This is a genomic window from Actinomycetospora sp. 2LY8.5 (assembly GCF_057180585.1).
Genome location: NZ_JBXUHE010000008.1, coordinates 150700 through 170186 on the forward strand (window position 1 = coordinate 150700; position 19487 = coordinate 170186).

At 73.3% G+C, this 19487-nt stretch carries 18 protein-coding genes; 13 read left to right on the forward strand and 5 right to left on the reverse strand.

The window, feature by feature from the left end; all coding sequences use genetic code 11:
* Positions 1-134 precede the first annotated feature (134 nt).
* The 6 genes from AC2A1K_RS12780 to AC2A1K_RS12805 all read left to right on the forward strand — a co-directional run bounded on the left by AC2A1K_RS12780 (position 135) and on the right by AC2A1K_RS12805 (position 4568).
* Positions 135-998 (forward strand): hypothetical protein, encoded by an 864-nt coding sequence (locus tag AC2A1K_RS12780; protein WP_483896680.1) that lies wholly within the window; start codon positions 135-137, stop codon positions 996-998.
* Positions 999-1160: 162 nt separating this feature from the next.
* On the forward strand, positions 1161-1880 hold the full coding sequence (locus AC2A1K_RS12785) for a hypothetical protein (RefSeq protein WP_483896681.1): 720 nt from the start codon (positions 1161-1163) through the stop codon (positions 1878-1880).
* 367 nt (positions 1881-2247) lie between these two features.
* The gene (locus AC2A1K_RS12790) at positions 2248-2715 is read left to right on the forward strand and encodes a single-stranded DNA-binding protein (RefSeq protein ID WP_483896682.1); all 468 of its coding nucleotides are present in this window, start codon (positions 2248-2250) and stop codon (positions 2713-2715) included.
* Positions 2716-2810: 95 nt separating this feature from the next.
* A complete protein-coding gene (locus AC2A1K_RS12795; RefSeq protein WP_483896683.1) occupies positions 2811-3095 on the forward strand; it encodes a hypothetical protein in 285 nt (94 codons plus the stop codon).
* Positions 3096-3617: 522 nt separating this feature from the next.
* Positions 3618-3815, forward strand: coding sequence for a hypothetical protein (locus tag AC2A1K_RS12800; protein WP_483896684.1), 198 nt, complete (start codon positions 3618-3620; stop codon positions 3813-3815).
* Positions 3816-4358: 543 nt separating this feature from the next.
* Positions 4359-4568: a hypothetical protein gene (locus AC2A1K_RS12805; RefSeq protein WP_483896685.1), complete on the forward strand. Its 210-nt coding sequence runs from the start codon at positions 4359-4361 to the stop codon at positions 4566-4568.
* Between the two features lie 118 nt (positions 4569-4686).
* Here AC2A1K_RS12805 and AC2A1K_RS12810 read toward each other — a convergent pair whose 3' ends face one another.
* Positions 4687-5826 carry a hypothetical protein gene (locus AC2A1K_RS12810; RefSeq protein WP_483896686.1) on the reverse strand — a complete coding sequence of 380 codons (1140 nt, stop codon included), beginning with the start codon at positions 5824-5826 and terminating at the stop codon, positions 4687-4689.
* A gap of 238 nt (positions 5827-6064) precedes the next feature.
* Positions 6065-6469: a hypothetical protein gene (locus AC2A1K_RS12815; protein WP_483896687.1), complete on the reverse strand. Its 405-nt coding sequence runs from the start codon at positions 6467-6469 to the stop codon at positions 6065-6067.
* Positions 6470-6782: 313 nt separating this feature from the next.
* Here AC2A1K_RS12815 and mobF point away from each other — a divergent pair, with 313 nt between their 5' ends.
* A complete protein-coding gene (mobF, locus tag AC2A1K_RS12820; protein WP_483896716.1) occupies positions 6783-11900 on the forward strand; it encodes a MobF family relaxase in 5118 nt (1705 codons plus the stop codon).
* A 40-nt stretch (positions 11901-11940) separates the two neighbouring features.
* Here mobF and AC2A1K_RS12825 read toward each other — a convergent pair whose 3' ends face one another.
* Both AC2A1K_RS12825 and AC2A1K_RS12830 read right to left on the reverse strand, forming a co-directional pair.
* Complete coding sequence (locus AC2A1K_RS12825) at positions 11941-12708, reverse strand: relaxase domain-containing protein (RefSeq protein WP_483896688.1); 768 nt, start codon at positions 12706-12708, stop codon at positions 11941-11943.
* A 110-nt stretch (positions 12709-12818) separates the two neighbouring features.
* Positions 12819-13457: a LysE family translocator gene (locus AC2A1K_RS12830; RefSeq protein ID WP_483896689.1), complete on the reverse strand. Its 639-nt coding sequence runs from the start codon at positions 13455-13457 to the stop codon at positions 12819-12821.
* 190 nt (positions 13458-13647) lie between these two features.
* Here AC2A1K_RS12830 and AC2A1K_RS12835 point away from each other — a divergent pair, with 190 nt between their 5' ends.
* The 6 genes from AC2A1K_RS12835 (at position 13648) to AC2A1K_RS12860 (ending at position 18412) form a co-directional block, all read left to right on the forward strand.
* A complete protein-coding gene (locus AC2A1K_RS12835; protein WP_483896690.1) occupies positions 13648-13980 on the forward strand; it encodes a DUF6247 family protein in 333 nt (110 codons plus the stop codon).
* A 55-nt stretch (positions 13981-14035) separates the two neighbouring features.
* Positions 14036-14239, forward strand: coding sequence for a hypothetical protein (locus AC2A1K_RS12840; RefSeq protein ID WP_483896691.1), 204 nt, complete (start codon positions 14036-14038; stop codon positions 14237-14239).
* A 202-nt stretch (positions 14240-14441) separates the two neighbouring features.
* The gene (locus AC2A1K_RS12845) at positions 14442-15371 is read left to right on the forward strand and encodes a dihydrodipicolinate synthase family protein (protein ID WP_483896692.1); all 930 of its coding nucleotides are present in this window, start codon (positions 14442-14444) and stop codon (positions 15369-15371) included.
* A gap of 63 nt (positions 15372-15434) precedes the next feature.
* Entirely contained in the window at positions 15435-16640 is a 1206-nt protein-coding gene (locus tag AC2A1K_RS12850) for an MFS transporter (RefSeq protein ID WP_483896693.1), read from the forward strand.
* A gap of 364 nt (positions 16641-17004) precedes the next feature.
* Entirely contained in the window at positions 17005-17649 is a 645-nt protein-coding gene (locus AC2A1K_RS12855) for a class I SAM-dependent methyltransferase (RefSeq protein ID WP_483896694.1), read from the forward strand.
* Positions 17650-17794: 145 nt separating this feature from the next.
* Complete coding sequence (locus AC2A1K_RS12860; protein WP_483896695.1) at positions 17795-18412, forward strand: class I SAM-dependent DNA methyltransferase; 618 nt, start codon at positions 17795-17797, stop codon at positions 18410-18412.
* A gap of 8 nt (positions 18413-18420) precedes the next feature.
* Here the strand turns inward: AC2A1K_RS12860 and AC2A1K_RS12865 are convergent, their stop codons facing one another.
* The gene (locus tag AC2A1K_RS12865; RefSeq protein ID WP_483896696.1) at positions 18421-19332 is read right to left on the reverse strand and encodes a putative RNA methyltransferase; all 912 of its coding nucleotides are present in this window, start codon (positions 19330-19332) and stop codon (positions 18421-18423) included.
* Positions 19333-19487 lie beyond the last annotated feature (155 nt).

Genomic DNA, 19487 nt, shown 5'->3' on the forward strand with positions numbered 1-19487 from the left:
TTCGCTCGCGCGGGCTGACGGGCGGTCTCACGCCGCACCAGCCAGCGTCCCGCGCTTGCACCCACCCCCCGGGCGCGCTGAGACCAGGGCCGCGTCACCGACCCCGGTGGCCCGAGCACCCAGGAGGGGCAGCCATGACGGCTCGCAGCACGATCGACGCGATCCCCGCACCGACCGCGGCGTTGGACGCCCAGCAGGTCGCCGACCGGTTCGAGCGGGTCACCGCGATGATCGAGGCCGGGAACCCGCGCGCCGCGCGGCGCGCGACCGCCGAGCTGGCCGCCGCCGCCGACGACGCCACCGCCGCGCTGCTGCGGTCGTGCCTGCAGGCCCTCGAGCGGCCGCGGGTCGTCGCGGTCGCGCTGCTGCGTCGCCTCTGGCAGAAAGCCGACCCGGGCGGGCGCGCCGTGATCGAGGCCTGCGTGCCCCGCGAGCCCGCGCTGGCACCGTCACCCAGCCAGCCGGGCCCGCCGTCGCGCCGCCGACGCGAGGCCACTCGGGGCCCGGTACGCGAGCACACGACCCGCCACGGCCCGGCCCGCGGTCCGGGAAGCCGCACCGGCGCCGACCGGGCGCTCGACGCGCACCGCTACTTCACCCGAGACGCCGAGCCGGGCGGGGTCGATGCCCTGACTGACGACCTCGACAGCGACACCCGCCATCTGGACTACCCGGGGTGGGTCGACGACGAGGCACCGGCGCTCGTCGCGACCCGCGGCACGCCCTGCGTGTCCTGCTGGATCGAGCGGCCCACCCTCGAGCAGCGCCGACCCGACGACGACGGGCTGTGCGGGGAGTGCCGCGACCGCGGCGCCGTCGGGATCGCCGCCCCCGGCCACGACCGCGCCGGTCGCGTGCGTGCCCGCGCGGCGCACATCGCCGCCGGCGCCGCCAGCCCCGAGCACGCCCGGTCACTGCTGCGCGGTGAGTACTTCCGCGCCCACGGCGCCGACCGCGCCGTGCTCGTCAGCTGGGTCGACCAGCACCTGCCCGCCTGAGCCCAGGCCGGGCCCGCCGGTTTACCCGACAGGCCCCGGCCCCGCGCTCTCGCGCGGCGCCTCTCGACCGCCCGATGGCCGGTCGAGCCCTTTCGCGCGCGCTCGCGCCCCCGATCCCTCACCCCGGCGCCTGCCGGGCCGTACCCGTTCCGGGAGACCACGATGAACACGCCGACCTACCTCGACGACTTTCCGCGCCGCCGTGCCCTCGTCCTCCACGCGACCGCGCTCGGGGCCACCGACGCGCGGGTGATCGGGTTGCGGATCGACACCGACGGGCACCTCAGCGAGGTCCGCGTCCGAGCCGCAGACCCGTGGTCGGCGATGCGCGCCCACGTCGAGACCCGCGCCGACCTCGACACCGCCGGTGCGGCCGGCGCCGAGGCCCTCGACACCGACCTCGTCATGTGGTTCGACCTCGATGGGGCCGAGCACGCGCGCCGCAACCCGTCCGCGTCGGTCGTCGCCGCGATGTTCGGGCGCCCGGGCCCGGTGTTCGGGCCGGTGGTGTTCACCGGCTGCACCCCAACCCCTCCGGACTGCCCCCCGGGCGAGGTCGGGGAGGTCCGCGACGTGTCGGTGGCCGCCACCCTGCTGCTGGCCGGGACTGCCCGGACCTGCGATCCCCAGGCATCGGTCGTAGACCGGGCCGCGGAGTTCGCGCGCCTCGACATCGACATCGTCCCGGCACCGCGCGAAGCCCTCGACCAGAACAGCACCGAGCCAGGGGACCAGCCCGAGGTCAGCTATGACGCGCAGGCCCACACCGTCACCGTCGATGGGGACCTGTCCCGCTGCGCCGAATGCGACCAGCACACCAGCACCGGGCACCCCGAGCACCAGCCCGAGGTCCTCGCCGAGCGCGACACCAGGCCCCGATGATCCGAGCAGAGTGCAGGGTCATCCCGTCGATGTGCCTCCACACCCCCGCAGGCGGTCGAGGCTGCGGCCGGACTCGAGGTGCCGCTGCGGTGTCGTGGCCGGACAGAGCCGACGGAGCTGGAGCCGTTCCGGGTTGGCCGAGCCGGGTGATGGTCATGGCGACCGGCGTCTCGCCCGGGTGGGCACGGTCGGGGCGCGGGGCAGCGCGGACCTGGCGTTCGGCGATCACTAGCACAGGTCGACGGTCGGGCAAGGGTGAAGTGCACGCCTTCGGCGCCCTTGCCCGACCGTCGCCCTGTGCTCGGGACGTGATCACGCCAGGGCCGCACCCCGCAGCCCCGACAGACCTCCACCGGGAGTGATCACCATGGCCAACGACACCGTCATCACCATCGTCGGGAACCTGACCGCCGACCCCGAGCTGCGGTTCACCCCCTCCGGGGCGGCCGTCGCGAACTTCACCATCGCCTCGACCCCGCGGACCTTCGACCGCCAGTCCGGCGAGTGGCGCGACGGCGAGGCCCTGTTCATGCGCTGCAACATCTGGCGCCAGGCCGCCGAGCACGTCGCCGAGACCCTCACCCGCGGCGCCCGGGTCATCGCCCAGGGCAGGCTCAAGCAGCGCTCCTTCGAGACCCGCGAGGGCGAGAAGCGCACCGTCATCGAACTCGAGGTCGACGAGATCGGGCCGTCGCTGCGCTACGCCACCGCCCAGGTCACCAAGGCCACCAGGCAGGGCGGCGCCCAGTCCAACGGGACCGCCGCGAGCGGCGCCGACGACCCGTGGGCCGCCGCGCCGGCCAGCGGCGGCTACGACGACGAGCCCCCGTTCTGATCCACGAGCACACCCCCGGGCGGGGTCGGCCTTCGGGCCGGCCCCGCCCTGTCGTCGTGTCACCAGCACCGGTCGAGGAAGGCAGCCCCCGGATCATGACCGTCACCGACACCATCACCGACGAGCAGCGCGCGGTCTTCGAGCGCGCCCGCGACTGGATGTGGCACCAGAACGCCAGCTCCTGGGTCGCCGACGCGTTCGGGCACTGGGTCATCGACGACGTCGCGCCCCGCGGCCCGGTGCCCGAGCGGCTGACCGACCTGTGGGCGCGGTGGAACTTCGACGACGCGCCCCGCCACTACCGCGCCCGGCACGCCGCGCGGCTCTCCGGATCACCGCCCTGGACACCCGGGCAGCCGCTACCCGAGCCCGTGCACTAGCGGGGGCGCTCAAGGCCGCGCCGGGCCGAGCGCCCCGGGAGGTTCCGGTCGCTGCGGCCGCCGGGCGGCCTACGCGACCGGGCTGTGCTGGTCGGGGCCGGCCGTCGCCCTGGCGGGGCTTGGGGCCGACCGGGCCGTGGCGGGACGGACGCCCGGGGGCGTCCGAGGACCCGCCCGACCGCGCGCGGGTTCACGGCGGTGCCGGGGATGCCGCGGGGCTCGCTGATCGGCGCGGGGTCGGGTCACCGGCCGGTGGCCGCACCCGAGACGCCTGCCGTGTCCGGGTCGTGCCTCCGGAGGCCGGCACGGGTGGACGCCCAGAGGTGAGCACCGGCGCCGGGGGCGAGCGGTCAAGGAACCCGGGGCCACACCGACCGGGTGGTCCCAGCCTCCTGCGTCGGCTGAACGTGGGACCACGCCGGTCGGAGGACCCCGGAACCCTTGCCCGTCCCTGCGGGACCCCCGACACCGGTGCTCAGGCCATGGCCGCGTTCCACCCGCACCGACCCCCGGAGGCACCCGATGGCCACCACGACCACCGCCACCGCCGAGACCACCTTCGGCTGCGACCTGCTCGCCCGCCCCAGCCTCTGCACCGGCGACGCCGACACCGTGGTCGCCACCCGCTTCGGGCTCGCCTTCGCCTGCGGCCCGTGCGCAGCCGAGCGCGCGGAGCTCACCGCGCCGGCCGGTCCCGAGGCCGACGAGGCCCCGTTCTGACCCCCGCCGCCCGGGGCGGCCCCAGCCGGGGTCGCCCGGGCGGGCGCGCTCGTCGAGCTTCCCGAGACCCCGCGCGTGAGCCCTTCGAGCCGCGCGGGTCTCGGGACACCACCGGCGCGCCGTGCCGGCGCTCGATAGCCGGGAGCCGGGATGGTTCTGCTTCGGCCGCCAGGCCACCCCGGGCGGCGGCGGTGGTCCGGTCGCGTCGGTGGTCACCGTTGCCGGGGACACCCGTCGCGTGCACCCTGTCGCCTCCGGGGTCGGTGAGCGCGGGTCCGGTGTCTGGTCGGTGGGTTCCTGTCGCGCGCGCCGGCGGGGACGCCCGGAGGTGAGCACCGGCGTCGGGGGCGAGCGGTCAAGGAACCCGGGGCCGCACCGACCGGGTGGTCCCCGCGTCTCGTTCTCGAGGTCGGGTGCTGGCTGGGCAGAGGGGGACCACGCCGGTCGGAGGACCCCGGAACCCTTGCCCGTCCCTGCGGGACCCCCGACACCGGTGCTCAGGCCAGGGCCGCGTTCCACCGGCACCCACCCCAGGAGCCCACCATGGCCAGCGCCGCCCACCCCGAGCCCACCCACATCAACGGCGTGCGCCTGGATATCGCCGCCTGCTACTGGCAGTTCGCCGGCTGCAACGGTGCCGGCGGCTACGTCATCATGACCAGCGAGGTGGCGGAGCGGGCCTGCTCGCGCTGCGCGGAGGTCGAGCGCCTCAGCAACCCCGACGAGTCCCTGGTCATGGCGGTCGTCGGGTAGACCGGGGGGCCGCCGGGCCCGCCGGGCCCGCCGATCGGGGCGGGCCCGGCGGCCCGCGCTCGAGGACTCCATGGGCCATCGACGGGCGCCCGCCCGGTCGCCCGCGCTCGTCGTGCGCTCAGCTCACCTGCAGGCCGCGCGCGGCCATGGTGTCGGCGAACGCTGCGCGGAACCCTTCGCGTTCGCGATCGAACGATGCCCGACCACCCACCCCAGCGCTCGGGTTGAGCAGCGCGGCCAGTTCCTCGACGTCCCAGGACACGACGTGCGCGTGCCGGGCGAAGCACAGACCGACCCGGCCGAGGCGCCACTCCGGGCTCCCGAGGTCGGCGAGGTAGGCGTATCCGAGGAGCTGCCAGAGCCAGCGTTGCACGGTCGAGGGGTTGCGGGCGCTCATGACGCTCTTGATGTCGATCAGCGTGGTCGGGTTCCCGTCGCCGGGGTCGAGCAGCAGGTCCCCGTCGGCCCACTGCTCGACGAACACGGGGAACGCATGCCCTCGAGCGGTCGTCGTGCCGGCGGTGGCGGCGAGCTGGTCGAGCAGCCCGTGGCGGCGGGCGTGGGCGATCAGCCCGGTGGTGTCGGCCAGCGCGGCGGGGTCGACCGAGTCGAGCAGGGCGCCGGCGTCGCTGGTGGCTGCCGCCTGCTCGAGCGCGATCCGGGCAGCCCGGGGCAGGTCGGGTCCGCGGCGGTAGGCCTGTTCCCAGTCGCCGAGTACCAGCGCGACCCGGGCCAGTACGGTCTCCTCGCCGACGGTGCCGAACGCGCCGGGCGGGACCCGGTCGAGGAACGCCGCTGCCCGGGCGGCGAACCCGCCGACGATCTCGGGGTGGGTGCCGCCCTGGCGGCGGGCTGGCTGCTGCCCACCGGCCGGGGCGGTGTCGACCCACCCGGTGGGGGTCGGGCGCCACGCCAACGCTCGGGTCTCGCTGCCCGGTGGTGGCCCGTGCTCGCCCAGGCGGTGGGTGGGGAACGCCGCCGCGGCCCGGTTGGCGTCGTCCCACCCGATCAGCCCGGCGTTGTGGGATCCGTACAACGCGTAGTACGGCGGGGCGGGCTCGACCGCCCATCCCAGGCGGGTGCCGACCGCGCCGCCGACCGCGGGCCAGTGCCCCGGGTCGAGGTCCCCGCCGGGCGGGCCGCTGCGGGGCCGGCCGGCGAGGTCGGTGGCGATGTCCGCGGCCAGGCCCTGTCCGGGGAAGCAGGTGGCGAACCAGTCGGCCAGCGGCCCACCTCGCAGCTCGGAGGTCAACGACACCGCGGACAGCCTGTCTGGCGGTCGCCGCTTGTCCGGCTCCGCCGGACACCGCGCGACCTCACCGGGGGGTTGTCCGCTCCGGCGGCACTGTCCGCGCGCCCGCGATGTCCGGTCGGGGAACCCCACTCTCGCGGGGACGCGGCCGTCAGATGTCCGCGTCCCGGCGGGCGCTCTCCGGTCTCGATGCGCCGGGGCCGGTCGTCCCGCGTCGAGCGCGGCGCCCGTGCCGTCACGCCGGTCAATGCGATCTCAATACCCCCACGTGCTCGCGGGTCTGCTGCCCTTGCGCTCGTTCGGCGCCCTGGCGGCGCCGGCTGGCGGCGTCGTGGTGCTCGCCCCGATGCCCCCACACCTGGGTCCGCTGCGCGCGCTCCCGGGTGGTCCGGCCCGGCCTTGTCGTGGCACCTCGTCCGCCACCGTTCGCGGCGGAGGCCTCCAGGCGAGCCGCCGTGCGGCGCAGGTCCTCGAGCGACCCGCAGAAACACCCGAAGTTCGGCCACAGCTGCCCGAGCCGGTTGAACAGGTAGTCGAACTCGGCGCGTTCCGCACGCTCCGCCGCGCGCACCTCGGCTCGGCTGGGCGTCCCGGTCGAGGCTTCGCGCCCGGGGCCGGTCCGGGCCGGGCCCGCTGTGTTCGTCGCCATCGCGGGCGGCTCCTTCCAGCTGCTGACTGCTCGTACCTGCGGATGCTTCGAACTTCTTGGGCGGCATCTGCTCGTCAGGGTTCGGCAGTCAGGTGCGAGATCAGATCTGCGGTCGAGGCTGTGGTCAGTGCTTCGAGTGGTCGGTGATCGTGCGCGGTGATCTTGGGTTGGTGAGGAAGAGCAGGTCGCGCGGAGCGCTTCCCCAGAGCGAGGTGCGTGCATCAGGACTGAGCATGCCCCAGCACTTTGACGCGCACAAGCAGCTAACACCTGTGCATTATTTAATGATCTTGGTACGGTGGTCGCTGTGACGATGACCGCGACGCCGGTGCACGCGGGGCCTGGCGCGCTGGATTACTTCCTTCGTCAGCAGGGCTGCGCCGAGCGGGACCGGGCGGTCGAGCTCGACGGGCCTGAGGGCCCGGAGCGCGCCGGCGAGGGCCACGAGCACGACGGTCGCGAACACGACGGACGCGAACACGACGGCAACGGGCAGGGCCGCGGCGCCGAGGGTCGCGGGCAGGAAGCGTCGCTGGGCTACTACACCGACCGCACCGAGCAGGCCGAGCACTCCGACGACGCCGGCGGGGTGGGGGAGCGCCGCGGGGAGCCGTCGGGGGTGTGGATCGGGTCGGGGCTGGCGGCGTTCGGCTTCGCCCCCGGGGAGACGATCCGCGAGGCGGACGCGCGGGCGGTGTTCGAGCGGCTCGAGCACCCGGTCACCGGCGAGGCGCTGGGGGCGCGGCACCGGCGCTACAAGAGCGCGGAAGCCAAGCTCAAGGAGGCGCTGGAGCGCGAGCCGGATGCGACCCCGGAGCGGCGGGACGAGCTGAAATGGCAGATCCGCGGGTCGCAGTCCTCGCCGGTGGCGTACTGGGACCTGGCGTTCTCGGCGACCAAGAGTGTGTCGGTGCTCTACGCGGCGCTGGCGGTCGAGGGACGGATGGCCGAGGCGGAGAAGGTGTGGGAGGCCCACCGCGAGGGTGTGGCCGCGGGGTTGTCCTACGTCGAGGACACCGCGGGCTGGTCACGACGCGGGTATCACGGCAAGGCCCCGGACGGCCGGTCGGTGGGGGAGTGGGTCGCGGCCAACCAGTGGACCGCTGTCCGGTTCGACCACACCACCTCGCGGACAGGGGACCCGCAGATCCATTCGCATGTCCTTGTCCCCAACCGTGTCCAGTGCGCTGACCGGGACAAGCACGGACAGCCCAAGTGGCGCTCCATCGATGGCCGCGGGCTGTATCAGGTCAAGCGGGCCGCGGACGCGGTCTACCAGCGGACAATGTTCGAAGCACTGCAGCGTGACCTCGGGGTGTCCGCGGTCGAGCGGGTCGACGGCAACGGCTGGGAGATCGAGGGCGTCAGCCAGGAGGTCTGCGAGGCGTTCTCGTCGCGGCGCGGGCAGATCGAGCAGGAAGTCCGGCGCTACATCGCCGACTACACCGCCAACCACGGGCGCGCGCCCGAGGCCCGCGAGTTGTTCATGATGTACAAGACCGCATCGCTCAAGACCCGACCGGCCAAGCCCGAACCGCAGACCCAGGCCGAGCAGCACGACCAGTGGCGCGCTACCAGGCAGGAGTTCGCCGACGGCCGGGTCGTTGACCTCGCCTCAATAAACGTGGTTCCGGAACGGAACATGGAGAGCGCGCCAGCACACTTCGATCGCGGCGCGGTGATCTCCTCTGCGGTGGCGGAAGTGCAGCTGCGGCGGGCGTCCTGGACCGCGCAGGACCTCGAAGCAGCGATCAACATGAAGCTGCCGATCGACTCCTCGATGTCCGAGCAGGAGCGCAAGGAGCTGCTGGCCGGGCTGGTGCGCGAGGCGGTCGCGCCGGGGGCGGACACGAAGGTGGTCGGGCTGGTGCCGCCGGAGGTCGTGGTGACCCCGGCGGCGGCGCGGCGCTCCGAGGACGGACTGTCGCGGTTCTCCCGGCCGATGCCCGAGCGGTTCGCCACCGAGGGCCAGCTCGCCGCCGAGGATCGGTTGTCCGCGGCCGCCGGGCGCGGTGGGGCGCCGGTGCTGGCTCCCTCGCACATCGCGGCAGTGTCACGCGAGATCGGCGAGGTCGGGCTGAACTCCGGTCAGCGCGCCGCGGTCGAGGGCATCCTGGGCTCGGACCGCCAGGTCGACGTGTTGATCGGGCCTGCAGGCACGGGGAAGTCGTTCACGGTGGCCGCCCTGACCGAGGCGTGGCAGCGCGAGCACCAGGCCCCGGTGCTCGGGTTGGCGACCTCGCAGATCGCGACCGACGTACTGCGCGAAGACGGGCTCGACGCGATCAACACCGCGAAGTTCCTGGGGGCCTACGAGCCCGACCCGGAGACCGGGCTGCCGCAGGCCGAGCTCGAGCCGGGCACGTTGCTGGTCGTCGACGAGACCGGCATGGCCGCCACCGAGCAGCTCGACCGCATCCAGCGCATCGCCGAAGCCGCCGGCGCGAAGCTGGTGTTCACCGGGGATCACGCCCAGCTCGACGCGGTCGGGGCCGGCGGGGCGCTGCGCCAGCTCGCCGGGGAGGTCCCGACCTTCCAGCTCGACGAGGTCGTGCGGTTCAGCCAGGACTGGGAGCGGGAGGCCTCGCTGGGGCTGCGCGAAGGACACCCCTCGGTGCTGCAGACCTACGACGCGCACGGGCGGCTGTTCGAGGGCGACGAGGATGGCATGCGCACGCAGGCCAAGGACATGTTCCTGGCCTCGCGGCTGCGCGGGGACGCGTCGCTGCTGATCGTGCCCCGCAACGACCAGGCCGCGACGCTGTCCGGGGAGCTGCGCGCCCAGCTGCAGGCCTACGGGGTGGTCTCCACCGATGACACCGCGGCCACGGCGCTGCGCGACGGGAACCTCGCCGGGGTCGGCGACCTGATCCAGACCCGCCGCAACGACTGGCAGAACCGCACCAGCAGCGGGCGGCCGGTGGTCAACCGCGACATCTGGCACGTCGTGGAGCGCCACGACGACGGGTCGGTGCGGGTCGAGCAGATCGACGCTCGTGGTCGCGCGAAGACCGAGGCCGGGCAGGTGACCCTGTCAGGGTCCTACCTGGCCGAGCACACCACTCTGGCCTACGCGGTCACCAACCACGCCGCCCAAGGCGTGACCGTCGGGCAGTCGATCAACATCTTCGACGTCAAGTCGACGCGCGAGCAGATCTATGTGGGGATGACCCGCGGCCGCGACGGGAACTGGGCGTTCGTCATCAGCCGCGCTGAGGTCGACGACGAGCGCTACGTCGAGCCGCTGCGCAGCGACCGGTTCCAGGTCCTGACCCACGGCCTGGAGCAGGACACCGCGCAGCGCACCGCGACCGACACGCTGCGCGCTGAGCTCGACCTCGCCGAGAGCATCTCCGCGCTCGGGGTCGCGTGGAAGACCATCGGCGACGAGCAGAACCGCGACCGCTACGCCGACATCCTCGTCGGCACCCTCGACCCGGCCACCATGGACCGTCTCGACGACGAGGACGGCGTCGACCGGTTCTGGCGCGCCGTGCGCGGCGCCGAACTGGCCGGGCACCGCCCCGAGCAGCTCCTGCCGCAGCTGGTCGCCCAACGCTCCCTCGGCGACGCCGAGTCGATCTCCGATGTGCTGCGCCACCGCCTGCACCGCGCGGTCGGGGATGCGCCCCAGCCCGTCGCGACCAGCTGGGCCGGGCGCACCCACGGCGTCGACGACGGCCGCGGCGGCGACCTCGCGCGGTTCCGCGCGGAGCTGGCCGAGGCGATGGATCGCCGCGAGAGCGTGCTCGGCGAGCAGCTCGCCGAGGATCCGCCGCAATGGGCGCTCGACGCGCCGGCGCTCGGGCCGGTGCCCGACGACCCGATTGCACGCGCCCAGTGGATCGAGCGGGCCGGGGCCGTCGCCGGGGCCCGGGAATGGATCGGCGCGCACGACCTGCCCGAGGCCGTGGCGCTCGGGCCGGCGCCGTCGCGGGAGAACCCCGACGCACGCGCGGCCTGGGAACGCGCCTGGGGCGCGCTGGGCGCTCCGGCCGACCAGCGCGACTACGCCGCCGCCAGCGACGGCGAGCTGCAGGTGATGGTCGACCGGTACGCCCGTGAGCAGGCCTGGGCCCCGGCCTACGTCGCGGACCTGCTGCGCAGCACCGAGCAGCGCCGGGTGCGCTACGAAACCAAGGCCACCCTCGAAGAACAGCATCTCGCCACCCTGAGCGACCCCGACGAGCGGGCCGCCAGCGCGAGCAAGCTGGCCGGCTTCAAGGACCACGTATCGCGGCAGCAGGACCGCGCCGCCGCGCTGCGCGAGATCCACGAAGCCCGGCAGGGCTGGCTCGGCGAGACCGACACCGACCGCCACCACGCCGAACACGCTGCCCGCGAACTCCAGCGCCGCAACGTGCTCACCGACGGACCCTCCCTCGAGGAGACCAGCAGCCAGTCCGGGCGGGACGGAACCGACGGCGAGCGCCCGTTGGCAGACGACGTCGAGGTGGCTCGCGACGGCGAGACCGCCCGCGACGGTCGCGCCGACCCAGACAGAGACGGTCTCGGCGACCGTGAGCAGACCCCGCAGCAGCGGTACGCCGACCTGGTCGCTGAGGCCGATTACGCCGTAGCGGCTCGCGCTGCCCGGCACCAGGGCTTCGTCGATCGACTGCACGCGGCCCACGCGCAGCGCCAGACCGAGGTCGACCCCGACGGTCGGCTCGACCAGGCCGGACGCGAAGCCGCGGTCCGCGGCGACAACCTCACCCGCGCGGCCGCCCAGGTTCGCGCCGAGCATGGGCAGCGCCTTGACCCGGTTGGGCAACGTGACGACACCGAGCTCCTGCACGCCCGGGCGGCCGAGGTCGCCGCCGAGCGCGCCGAGGCCGAAACCGCCCGCGCGGCCGCCCGCGAAGCCCGCCACGGAGAGGTCGATCCCGACCAGGTCCTCACCGAGACCCAGCGCGACGCGCTCGCCGACCAGCGCGCGCGCCAGGACGAGGGCCAGAAGGATCAGAGTCGGCGCGCTGAGCGCGGGCCGGACCAGCAGCACACGCAGCAGGCCGCGTCCACCAAGAAGGATGAGGACCAGCAGCGCTCCGAGCGTGAGCCAGACCAGCGCGAGACCCACGCTGCGACCGAGACGACCACCGACCGCGGCGACGAAGAGCGCGCCACCGAGGCCACGATCGAGCCCCAGAGCGGGCGCGGCCACCGCGCCGAGCCCGAGCACGGGGGGCGGACCCCAACCCGGTTCCGCACCCGCGAGGACCTCCAGAACGCGGTCGACCAGGCCCGCGAGGCCCGCACGATCACCGAGCAGCGCAAGGCCGAACGCGCCGCCCAGGAGACCGAGCGCCACGACCGCCGCACCCACCAGAGCCCCGAGCGTGACCGGCAGCGCGAACAGCCACAGCCCCAGCGCAACCCCTGGCAGGACCCCGCCCGCCAGCAAGCCAACCCCTACGACCGCAGCCGCTGAGCCGCAGTAGGGCCCAGCGGGCGGCCCGCGAGCGCGGCGACTACCGGCTCGGCTCCAGCCACCGGTGCGCCGGGAGCTGGTGGAAACGCCGGTCGGACACACACGCGGTGCCCGGCCAGGAGGCCACTGCCTGTTCCTTCACGTTGCCTGCTTCGCGCCGGCCGCTGCGCTCGTCGAGCACCATCTGGATCCCGAGCGAGCGAGTCAGCGCGGTGGCAAGCCGGTAGTCGTAGCTCTGCATCAGCGGACCCAGCGCATCCCACAACGCCCGTGGATCACGGGGATACTCGCGGCCGTCGGCCAGGCCGATGACCTCGGCATCCACGAACACGTGGGTGTGCAGGTGAGGGTCGCCGCGGTCATTGTCGTGGGCGCGATGGGAGAGCTGGTTGATCCGCAGCCCTGTCGACTCCACGTGCTCGACCACCGCCGGATCGCGGAGCTCGGCGCGGATCTGACGAGCCAGATCCTCGCGGCGTTCCGGAATCGCGTCCGGTTCGGCCTCGAGCACCTGCGTCAGCCGTGTCGCCGGCGTCAGCCGCGGGTCCTCGCGATAGACCAATGCGCGAGAGGCCCGCTCGTTGAGCCCGATGATCAGGGTCTCGATGCCCGCGTGGTGAGCAGCCAGGATGCGGTCGGCCTCCTCAAAGCGCTCATCCACTGCAAGAACCGCGTAGAGCACCGACACGGTCTTCGGGGCGGCGACCAGAAGGTCGGTGGTGCTCGCGGGGAGGCCACCTGGGATCTCGACGTCCAGCTCCCCCGCGACCGTGGTGCCGGCGGGGACGTAGCCGATCTCGACGGGCATGACGGTCCCTCCCTCCGGCCATGAGCACTACGCCAGGCGAACTTGAGGGTAGCGCCGGCATGCGTCGATATCGACCGACCTCGCCGCCGCGTCGGAACGACGGTCGCGGCTCATGGGTTGCGCCCGGTGGCGGCGACACCGATGCCGAGCCCGATCATGGTGAGGCCGCCGGCGCCGCCGAGGCGGCGCACGCGCTTGGGTGAGGTGGCGAACCAATCTCGCGCTGTGCCGGCACCGAGGGCCCACCCGGCATCCATCAACGCGGCGAGGGTGCAGAACACCAGCCCGAAGACGGCGACCTGAAGGCCAACTGTCCCCTGCGTCGGGTCAGTGAACTGCGGTAGCACGCTGGCGAAGAAGACGATGGCCTTGGGGTTGGTCAGCCCTACCACCGAGCCCTCGAGGAAGGCCTGCGCGGGCCGGGGTGTGCTGGACGGCTCGTGCAGCGCCACGGCAAGCCGCCCGCGATGGCGGTAGGCCTGCACGCCGAGCCAGACGAGGTAGGCGGCGCCGACGAACTTCAGGACCACGAGCGCGACCGCCACGCGTTCCACCAGCACGCCGACACCCACCGACACCCCGGCCAACAGGACCAGCACACCCGCGTAGTTACCTGCCGCGGTCACCAGGGCAGCGCGCGAGCCCAGCGCGATCGCCCGGCCCAGGATGAACAGCATGCCCGGTCCGGGGACCACCAAGAACACCACGGTGCCGAGGAAGAAGGCCAAGAGCGCCGCTGAGCTGGGCATGTGCTGACCGTAGCTCCTGTTGTTGATCGACTCCTCGCTCTCGCCCCTCATGCTCGAGGCCGCCCACTGCCGAGCGGCAGGCTGACCCAGTGCGGAGACCCCAAGTTGCCGAGGCGCCAGCCTCGACCGACACGGCTCGGCGATCCGTACCGTCTCCCCTCGACGCCTTCCGGGTGGCTACCGTGAGCCCATGACGGCGATCGAGCACGAGGCCGGCGGGGGCCCGGAGGCGCCGCATCCGTTGCTGCGCGGTGCGTCGCCGGCAGTGGTCCGCAGCTGGTTGCTGCCCGAGGACCGCGAGAGGTTCGTCGCCGAGTACGAAGCCGCGCTGGACGAGGCACGACGCTCACTGGATCTGGGTGGGGTCCAGGCGGTGGTCGAGCGCTGGCGTCAGATCGCTGCGCTGCAGTCCGACTCGGACGCGTTCCGTCGTTCGGTGCGCCAGGTGGCCGAGTTGATGACCGGCGAGCCGTCACCTGACGACGAGCCGTTCGCGGTCAGTCGCGAGAAGGCGGGCATGTAGACGGGTGTATTCCGTCGAGCCCGTCGGCCCGGAAGTCGCCGCCACCATCGACGCGTTGCCCGACGATCTGGTGGGCCCGTTCGCCGAGCTGCGCGCTGCCCTCGAGGTCGCGCCCTGGTCGGTCGGCCAGCCCTACGTTCCGTCCACCCCTCACGGTTCGCGCACCGTGTCCTTCGGGGCGGAGGGACGAGGGTTCGTGTTGTTCATGGTCAGCGAGCACGAGCGTCGGGTCACCCTCATCCAGCTCGTGTTTCTCTGAGCGGGAGGGGCCACCATCCCGCCTTGGGTGGCCTCACCGTGCGCACTTCACCGGACGACCCGAGTGGGTTGGCCCGCCCGGACGGCGCAGGTGAAGCGGCACCTGGCTGTGGACCGATCGTCGAACGACAGCGAGGTTCCGGACCTCAGCGCCGGGGGCGGCGTCACCGGCTTCCGGCCGAGCTGGGGATTACCGTGCGGTGATGGCGACGTCGTTGACGCTGCGCGGGGTGTACGTCCCGCTGATCACCCCGTTCGACGAGCGGGATCGGGTTCACCTCGGCAGCTTGCAGTCCCTGGCCGCGCACTACCTCGATGCCGGGGTGACGGGGTTGGTCGCGCTGGCAACCACCGGTGAGGCGACCTCGCTGGACGACGCCGAGCGCGCCGCGGTGGTTCGGGCGGTCGCCGAGGTCTGTGCCGACCGGGGCGCCGAGCTGCTCGTCGGGGCCGGCACCAACGACACCCGCACCACCCTGGCCCGCCACGCCGCCCTCGCCCACGTGCCCGCCGCCTCCGCCTCGTTAGCGGTGGTGCCCTACTACGTGCGTCCCTCCGAGACCGCCATCGTCGCCCACTTCCAGACCGTGGCGGCGCGCTCGCCGGTGCCGGTCGTGCTCTACAACATCCCCTACCGCACCGGACGCGGGCTCGGCGCCGAGGCACTCTGCGAGCTCGCCGCCACCGACAACGTCGCCGGGGTCAAGCAGGCCGTCGGCGCGATCGACTCCGACACCCTCGCGGTGCTGGCCCGGACCCGCCCCGAACAGCTCGCGGTCCTCGGTGGCGACGACCCATTCCTGTTCCCTCTGACACTGATGGGGGCCACGGGCGCGATCACGGCCTCGGCGCACCTGTGCACCGAGCGCTTCGTGGCGATGATCGAAGCAGGGCTCGACGGGCTGGTCGTCGAGGGACGAGCCCACGCCGAGGCGCTGCTGCCGCTGATCCACGCGCTGTTCGCCGAGCCCAGCCCCGCGGTGCTCAAGGCCGTTCTCCACGCCGACGGTCGCATCCCCACCTCCCACGTGCGCATGCCCCTCGCCGAGGCTTCCGCCGCGTCCGTCCACACGGCGCTCGCCGCCCGACCCTCGTCGAGCCGGCCCACGTACGGCTCCACCGTCCGCCTCTGATCGCCTGGAGCGGGCCTCACCTCGGCTCGCCGGCCAGCGGCCCGCCGCTCCTGAATCATCCCCATGAACAGACCCGACGGCCTGGGGCGCTACTGGCGTCTGGCGCGAGTGCCAGGAGTGGCGCCGTTGGGTGCGGCTTCGGTGCTCGCGCGGCTGCCGTTGGGCATGAGCAGCCTGGCTCTGTTGCTGCTCGTCCAGGCCCGCACCGGCTCCTTCGGGCAAGCCGGGGCGGCGGTCGGGTGCTTCGCGCTGGCCAGCGCGGTCGCCAGCCCGGCCCGCGGCCGTCTCGCCGACCGCTTCGGACCCTCATGGATCCTGCTCATCACGGGGATCGCCCAGCCGGTCGCGCTGGTCGGCGTCGTCGTCACCGCGACCACCGCACGTCAGGACCCGGCGCCCCTGCTGAGCACCGTCGGGTTGGCCGGGCTGTTGGTCCCACCGGTCGGCCCGGTGACCCGCGCGGTCTGGCAGCGGGTCGTGACCGCCCCCGACCTCGCGCGGGCGGCGTTCGCGCTGGACTCCCTGCTGCTCCAGCTGATCTTCTACATCGTCGGCCCACCTCTCGTGGCGGCGCTGGCGACGGCGTCGAGCCCTTCGACCGCGGTGCTGGTGCTCGCCGCGCTCACCCTGGTCGGCAACCTCGCGGTCGCCGCGTCCCCCGCGGTGCGGTCCACGCCGCGCCGCCACGAGTCCCTGCATCTGCTCGGGCCGCTGACCCAACCCCGCCTGGTCGCGGTCCTGCTCACCGCCATCGTCGCCGCGGCAGCTTTCGCCGCGCTGGAAGCCAGCGTCGTCGCCTACGCGGTGTCGGTCGATGCAGCCGGCTGGAGCGGGCTGCTGCTGGCGTTGATCGGCGTCGGCAGCATCGCCGGCGGCGTGTTCTATGGCGCCCGCAGCCCCACCACGTCCATGGCCAGCCAGTACCGGCGCTGGCTTCTCGTCCTGACCGCGGGCACCGCGCCGCTGGTCCTGGGAACCAACCTCGCCGTGCTCGGCCTCCTGCTCGTCGTCGCCGGCCTGGCCATCGGCCCGGTCAGCACCTGCCAGTTCAACCTCATCGGCGAGCTCGCCCCCACCGGCACCCTCACCGAGGCCTTCACCTGGCTGTTCTCCGCGGTCCTGGCCGGCACGGCGCTCGGCAGCTACCTCGCCGGGAGCACCGTCGAGATCTACGGCGCCCAGGCGACGCTGGCCCTCCCCGTCGCCCTCGTCGCCATCACAGGCATCCTCGCCGTGAGGATCAAGACGCCCGCCGCCCCCGCCTTCTGACGGGCCCGGCTCATCCCAGGGCCAACATCGAGGACGGCGCCGTGGCCGCGCGGGAGGCGCTGCCGCCGGAAACACTCGCAGGCCGGGCAACCCCCGCGACGTCGCTGTGGTCGATCTTCGTAGATCAGCTCCATGCGACGTGCGCGCGAGCCAGCTGCAGTTGGCGCTGTCAGATGCTGCTCGCTCGTATGGAGGAGAGGATCGATGAGCAGGCTGGCCGGATTCAGCGGGAGGGAATCCGGTTGCCCTACGGGCCGCCGCGTGCGTCGCTGGGGCTGTGGAGGACTACCGACCAATCGACAGCTTCGGCGAACGGACTGCCGAGGTCTACGACGCCAGCCTCCGCGGGGACGAGGACGACGCCGTGGCGTTGTTGAGCGAGCTCGCCGCGGGCGGGCCCGCGCTCGAGCTCGCGATCGGCACGGGCCGGATCGCCCTGCCGCTCGCTGCTCACGGCGTCCGCGTCGACGGGATCGAGCTCTCGCCAGCGATGGTGGCCAAGCTGCGCTCCAAGCCCGGCGGACAGGACCTCGCGATCGCCATGGGCGATATGGCCGAGGTGATCCTCGAGCACACCTACCGGCTGGTGTACATCGTGTTCAACTCGCTGTTCAACCTGCTCAGCCAGCACGAGCAGGTCCGGTGCTTCAGCAATGTCGCCCGCCATCTCGACTCCGAGGGCGTGTTCCTCGTCGAAGCTTTCGTACCGGCCTTCCTGTACCGGCTGCGCGACCACCAGCACGTCAACGCCGAGGCCGTGGGCCTCGCCCATGTCCAGCTCGACGTCGCTCGCCACGACCCGGTCACCCAGCGCCTCGACGAGAGCCATGTTTCCTTCGGCGCCGATGGAGTGCAGCTCTTCCCGGTGGTCACCCGCTACGCCTGGCCCGCCGAGCTCGACCTCATGGCTCGCCTGGCCGGGCTGCGACTACACCAGCGCTGGGGCGGGTGGAAGCGAGAGCCGTTCACCGCCGACAGCCGCCTGCACGTCTCGGTCTATGGGCGCTAAGCGGTGCACCAGGCGACCCTGACCGGCTGTCCCTCCCGTGCCGATGGCCGATGCGGAGCACCGAGTGCCAGCTGCCCGGCGACGCTCTCGGCGCGGGAGTGGCGCCCGCGCCGTCAGGCCTGTGGTCATTCCTCGACTCTCGGCGATGGACCACCCGGGCTCGGTGCGCGACGCGTACTCCTCGATGTCTGAGCAGTACATCGGGCTGTTCGACGACGCGGCCGGTTGGCAGGCCCAGGAGGGCGATGCCGCCCTCATCCGCCGGCACCTGACCGGCCTGTCCGGGCCTGTGCTCGATCTCGGGTGCGGATCTGGCCATTGGAGCGCCTACCTGCATTCGTTCGGCGTCGACGTGACCGGCATCGACATGGTCCCGGAGTTCATCGCGCATGCCCGCGCCGCTCATCCCGGCCCGGCGTTCCGACTGGGCTCGATGACCGAGATGGGCGTCCCCGAGCATCCGGTGTCCGGCCTGCTGTCCTGGTACTCGACGATCCACCTGCCACCGGCGGAGCTCGACCGCACACTCGCCGGGTTCAGGCGCCTCCTGGTCTCGTCCGGGGTGCTCGTCGTCGGTTTCTTCGACAGCGACGACGAGGTCGCCGAGTTCGATCACGCGGTCGTCAGTGCTTACCGCTGGCCGGTCGATGTCTTCGCTCAGCGCCTCACCGCCGCGGGATTCACCGAGCTCGAGCGTGTGCGCCATCAGGTGGCTGAACGTCCGGATCGCAAGTACGCCGCCCTCGCCGCACGCGTGTCCTGAGGCTGTGGTCACCGCCGGTGCTGCAGCACTGTCACCGACACTGCCGCGCTGACTCCGGACACCTCGGGCAGGCCGGCGACTGCGGCCTCCAGCTCCGCCTCGTCGAGGTGGTGACCGCTTGGTCCCATCGCGACCAGGTTCTTCACGTCGTGGCGTTCGAGGGCCAGACGCCACTCGACGCTCTGGTCGTCGAGGACGTCGAACTCGGCGAAGCCCTGGCGCAGCCGCTGGTCCTTGCGGGGGTCCACCTCGAGGGTCCGGAAACGTGTGCGGAGCTCGCGGAGGTGACCGGGGCGTGCGGTGGCGAGGATGAGGATGCCGTCGTGGCGCAGGAGTCGTGTGATCTCGGTGGTCGAGCGGGGGCCGAACACGCTGAGCACCACCGCGGCCGCGCCGGAGGCGACGGGCAGCGTGCTGCGCAGGTCTGCGGCGATGGCGCCGGCTCGCGGGTGGGCTCGTGCGGCGCGGCGCAGAGCGGCGGTGGAGACCTCGACGACGAGCCCGCGGGCTGCGGGGAGGGCGTCGAGCACGGACGCGAGGTAGTGGCCGGTGCCGCCGGCGAGGTCGGCGACCAGCTGCTCGCCGACAGGGGCGTGTTCGGCGGCCAGGGCGGTGATGGTGGAGCGCACCGGCCGGTAGTGGTCGCGGCCGAGGAACTGCTCGCGCGCGGTGACCATGGGTGGGTCGTCGCCGCGGTGCGGACGTCGCCCGGTCAGTAGCGAGACGTAGCCGTGGCGGGCGATGTCGAAGTTGTGTCCGGTGCCGCATTGCAGTGCTCGCGGGGATGCGGGCTGCAGCGCGGCGGCGCAGTGCGGGCAGCGCAGCCACCGGGTGAGCGCGCCAAGAGCGGTCGCCGGGTCGGTGGTGTCGTCAGAGCAGGGCAGAGGCCCGACCTGGTGGTCGGTGGGGTGGTGATCCACGTCCGCGTCGTCCCGAGGAAGCAGGGAAACCGCGGCGGCGACACGTCATCACGAGCGAGCCCACGTCGGCCCCCGTGCGAGGCCGACCGGCGCGAGGCGCGCGGTCGGCGGGGTGCGCCGCCTTCAGGCGGTGCGGGGACGCTTCGTCGGGAACC

Coding starts and splice junctions, on each gene's coding strand:
- AC2A1K_RS12780 (WP_483896680.1), top strand. CDS start 135: ATGACGGCTCGCAGCACGATCGACGCGATCCCCGCACCGACCGCGGCG.
- AC2A1K_RS12785 (WP_483896681.1), top strand. CDS start 1,161: ATGAACACGCCGACCTACCTCGACGACTTTCCGCGCCGCCGTGCCCTC.
- AC2A1K_RS12790 (WP_483896682.1), top strand. CDS start 2,248: ATGGCCAACGACACCGTCATCACCATCGTCGGGAACCTGACCGCCGAC.
- AC2A1K_RS12795 (WP_483896683.1), top strand. CDS start 2,811: ATGACCGTCACCGACACCATCACCGACGAGCAGCGCGCGGTCTTCGAG.
- AC2A1K_RS12800 (WP_483896684.1), top strand. CDS start 3,618: ATGGCCACCACGACCACCGCCACCGCCGAGACCACCTTCGGCTGCGAC.
- AC2A1K_RS12805 (WP_483896685.1), top strand. CDS start 4,359: ATGGCCAGCGCCGCCCACCCCGAGCCCACCCACATCAACGGCGTGCGC.
- AC2A1K_RS12815 (WP_483896687.1), bottom strand. CDS start 6,469: ATGGCGACGAACACAGCGGGCCCGGCCCGGACCGGCCCCGGGCGCGAA.
- mobF (WP_483896716.1), top strand. CDS start 6,783: ATGACCGCGACGCCGGTGCACGCGGGGCCTGGCGCGCTGGATTACTTC.
- AC2A1K_RS12825 (WP_483896688.1), bottom strand. CDS start 12,708: ATGCCCGTCGAGATCGGCTACGTCCCCGCCGGCACCACGGTCGCGGGG.
- AC2A1K_RS12830 (WP_483896689.1), bottom strand. CDS start 13,457: ATGCCCAGCTCAGCGGCGCTCTTGGCCTTCTTCCTCGGCACCGTGGTG.
- AC2A1K_RS12835 (WP_483896690.1), top strand. CDS start 13,648: ATGACGGCGATCGAGCACGAGGCCGGCGGGGGCCCGGAGGCGCCGCAT.
- AC2A1K_RS12845 (WP_483896692.1), top strand. CDS start 14,442: ATGGCGACGTCGTTGACGCTGCGCGGGGTGTACGTCCCGCTGATCACC.
- AC2A1K_RS12850 (WP_483896693.1), top strand. CDS start 15,435: ATGAACAGACCCGACGGCCTGGGGCGCTACTGGCGTCTGGCGCGAGTG.
- AC2A1K_RS12860 (WP_483896695.1), top strand. CDS start 17,795: ATGGACCACCCGGGCTCGGTGCGCGACGCGTACTCCTCGATGTCTGAG.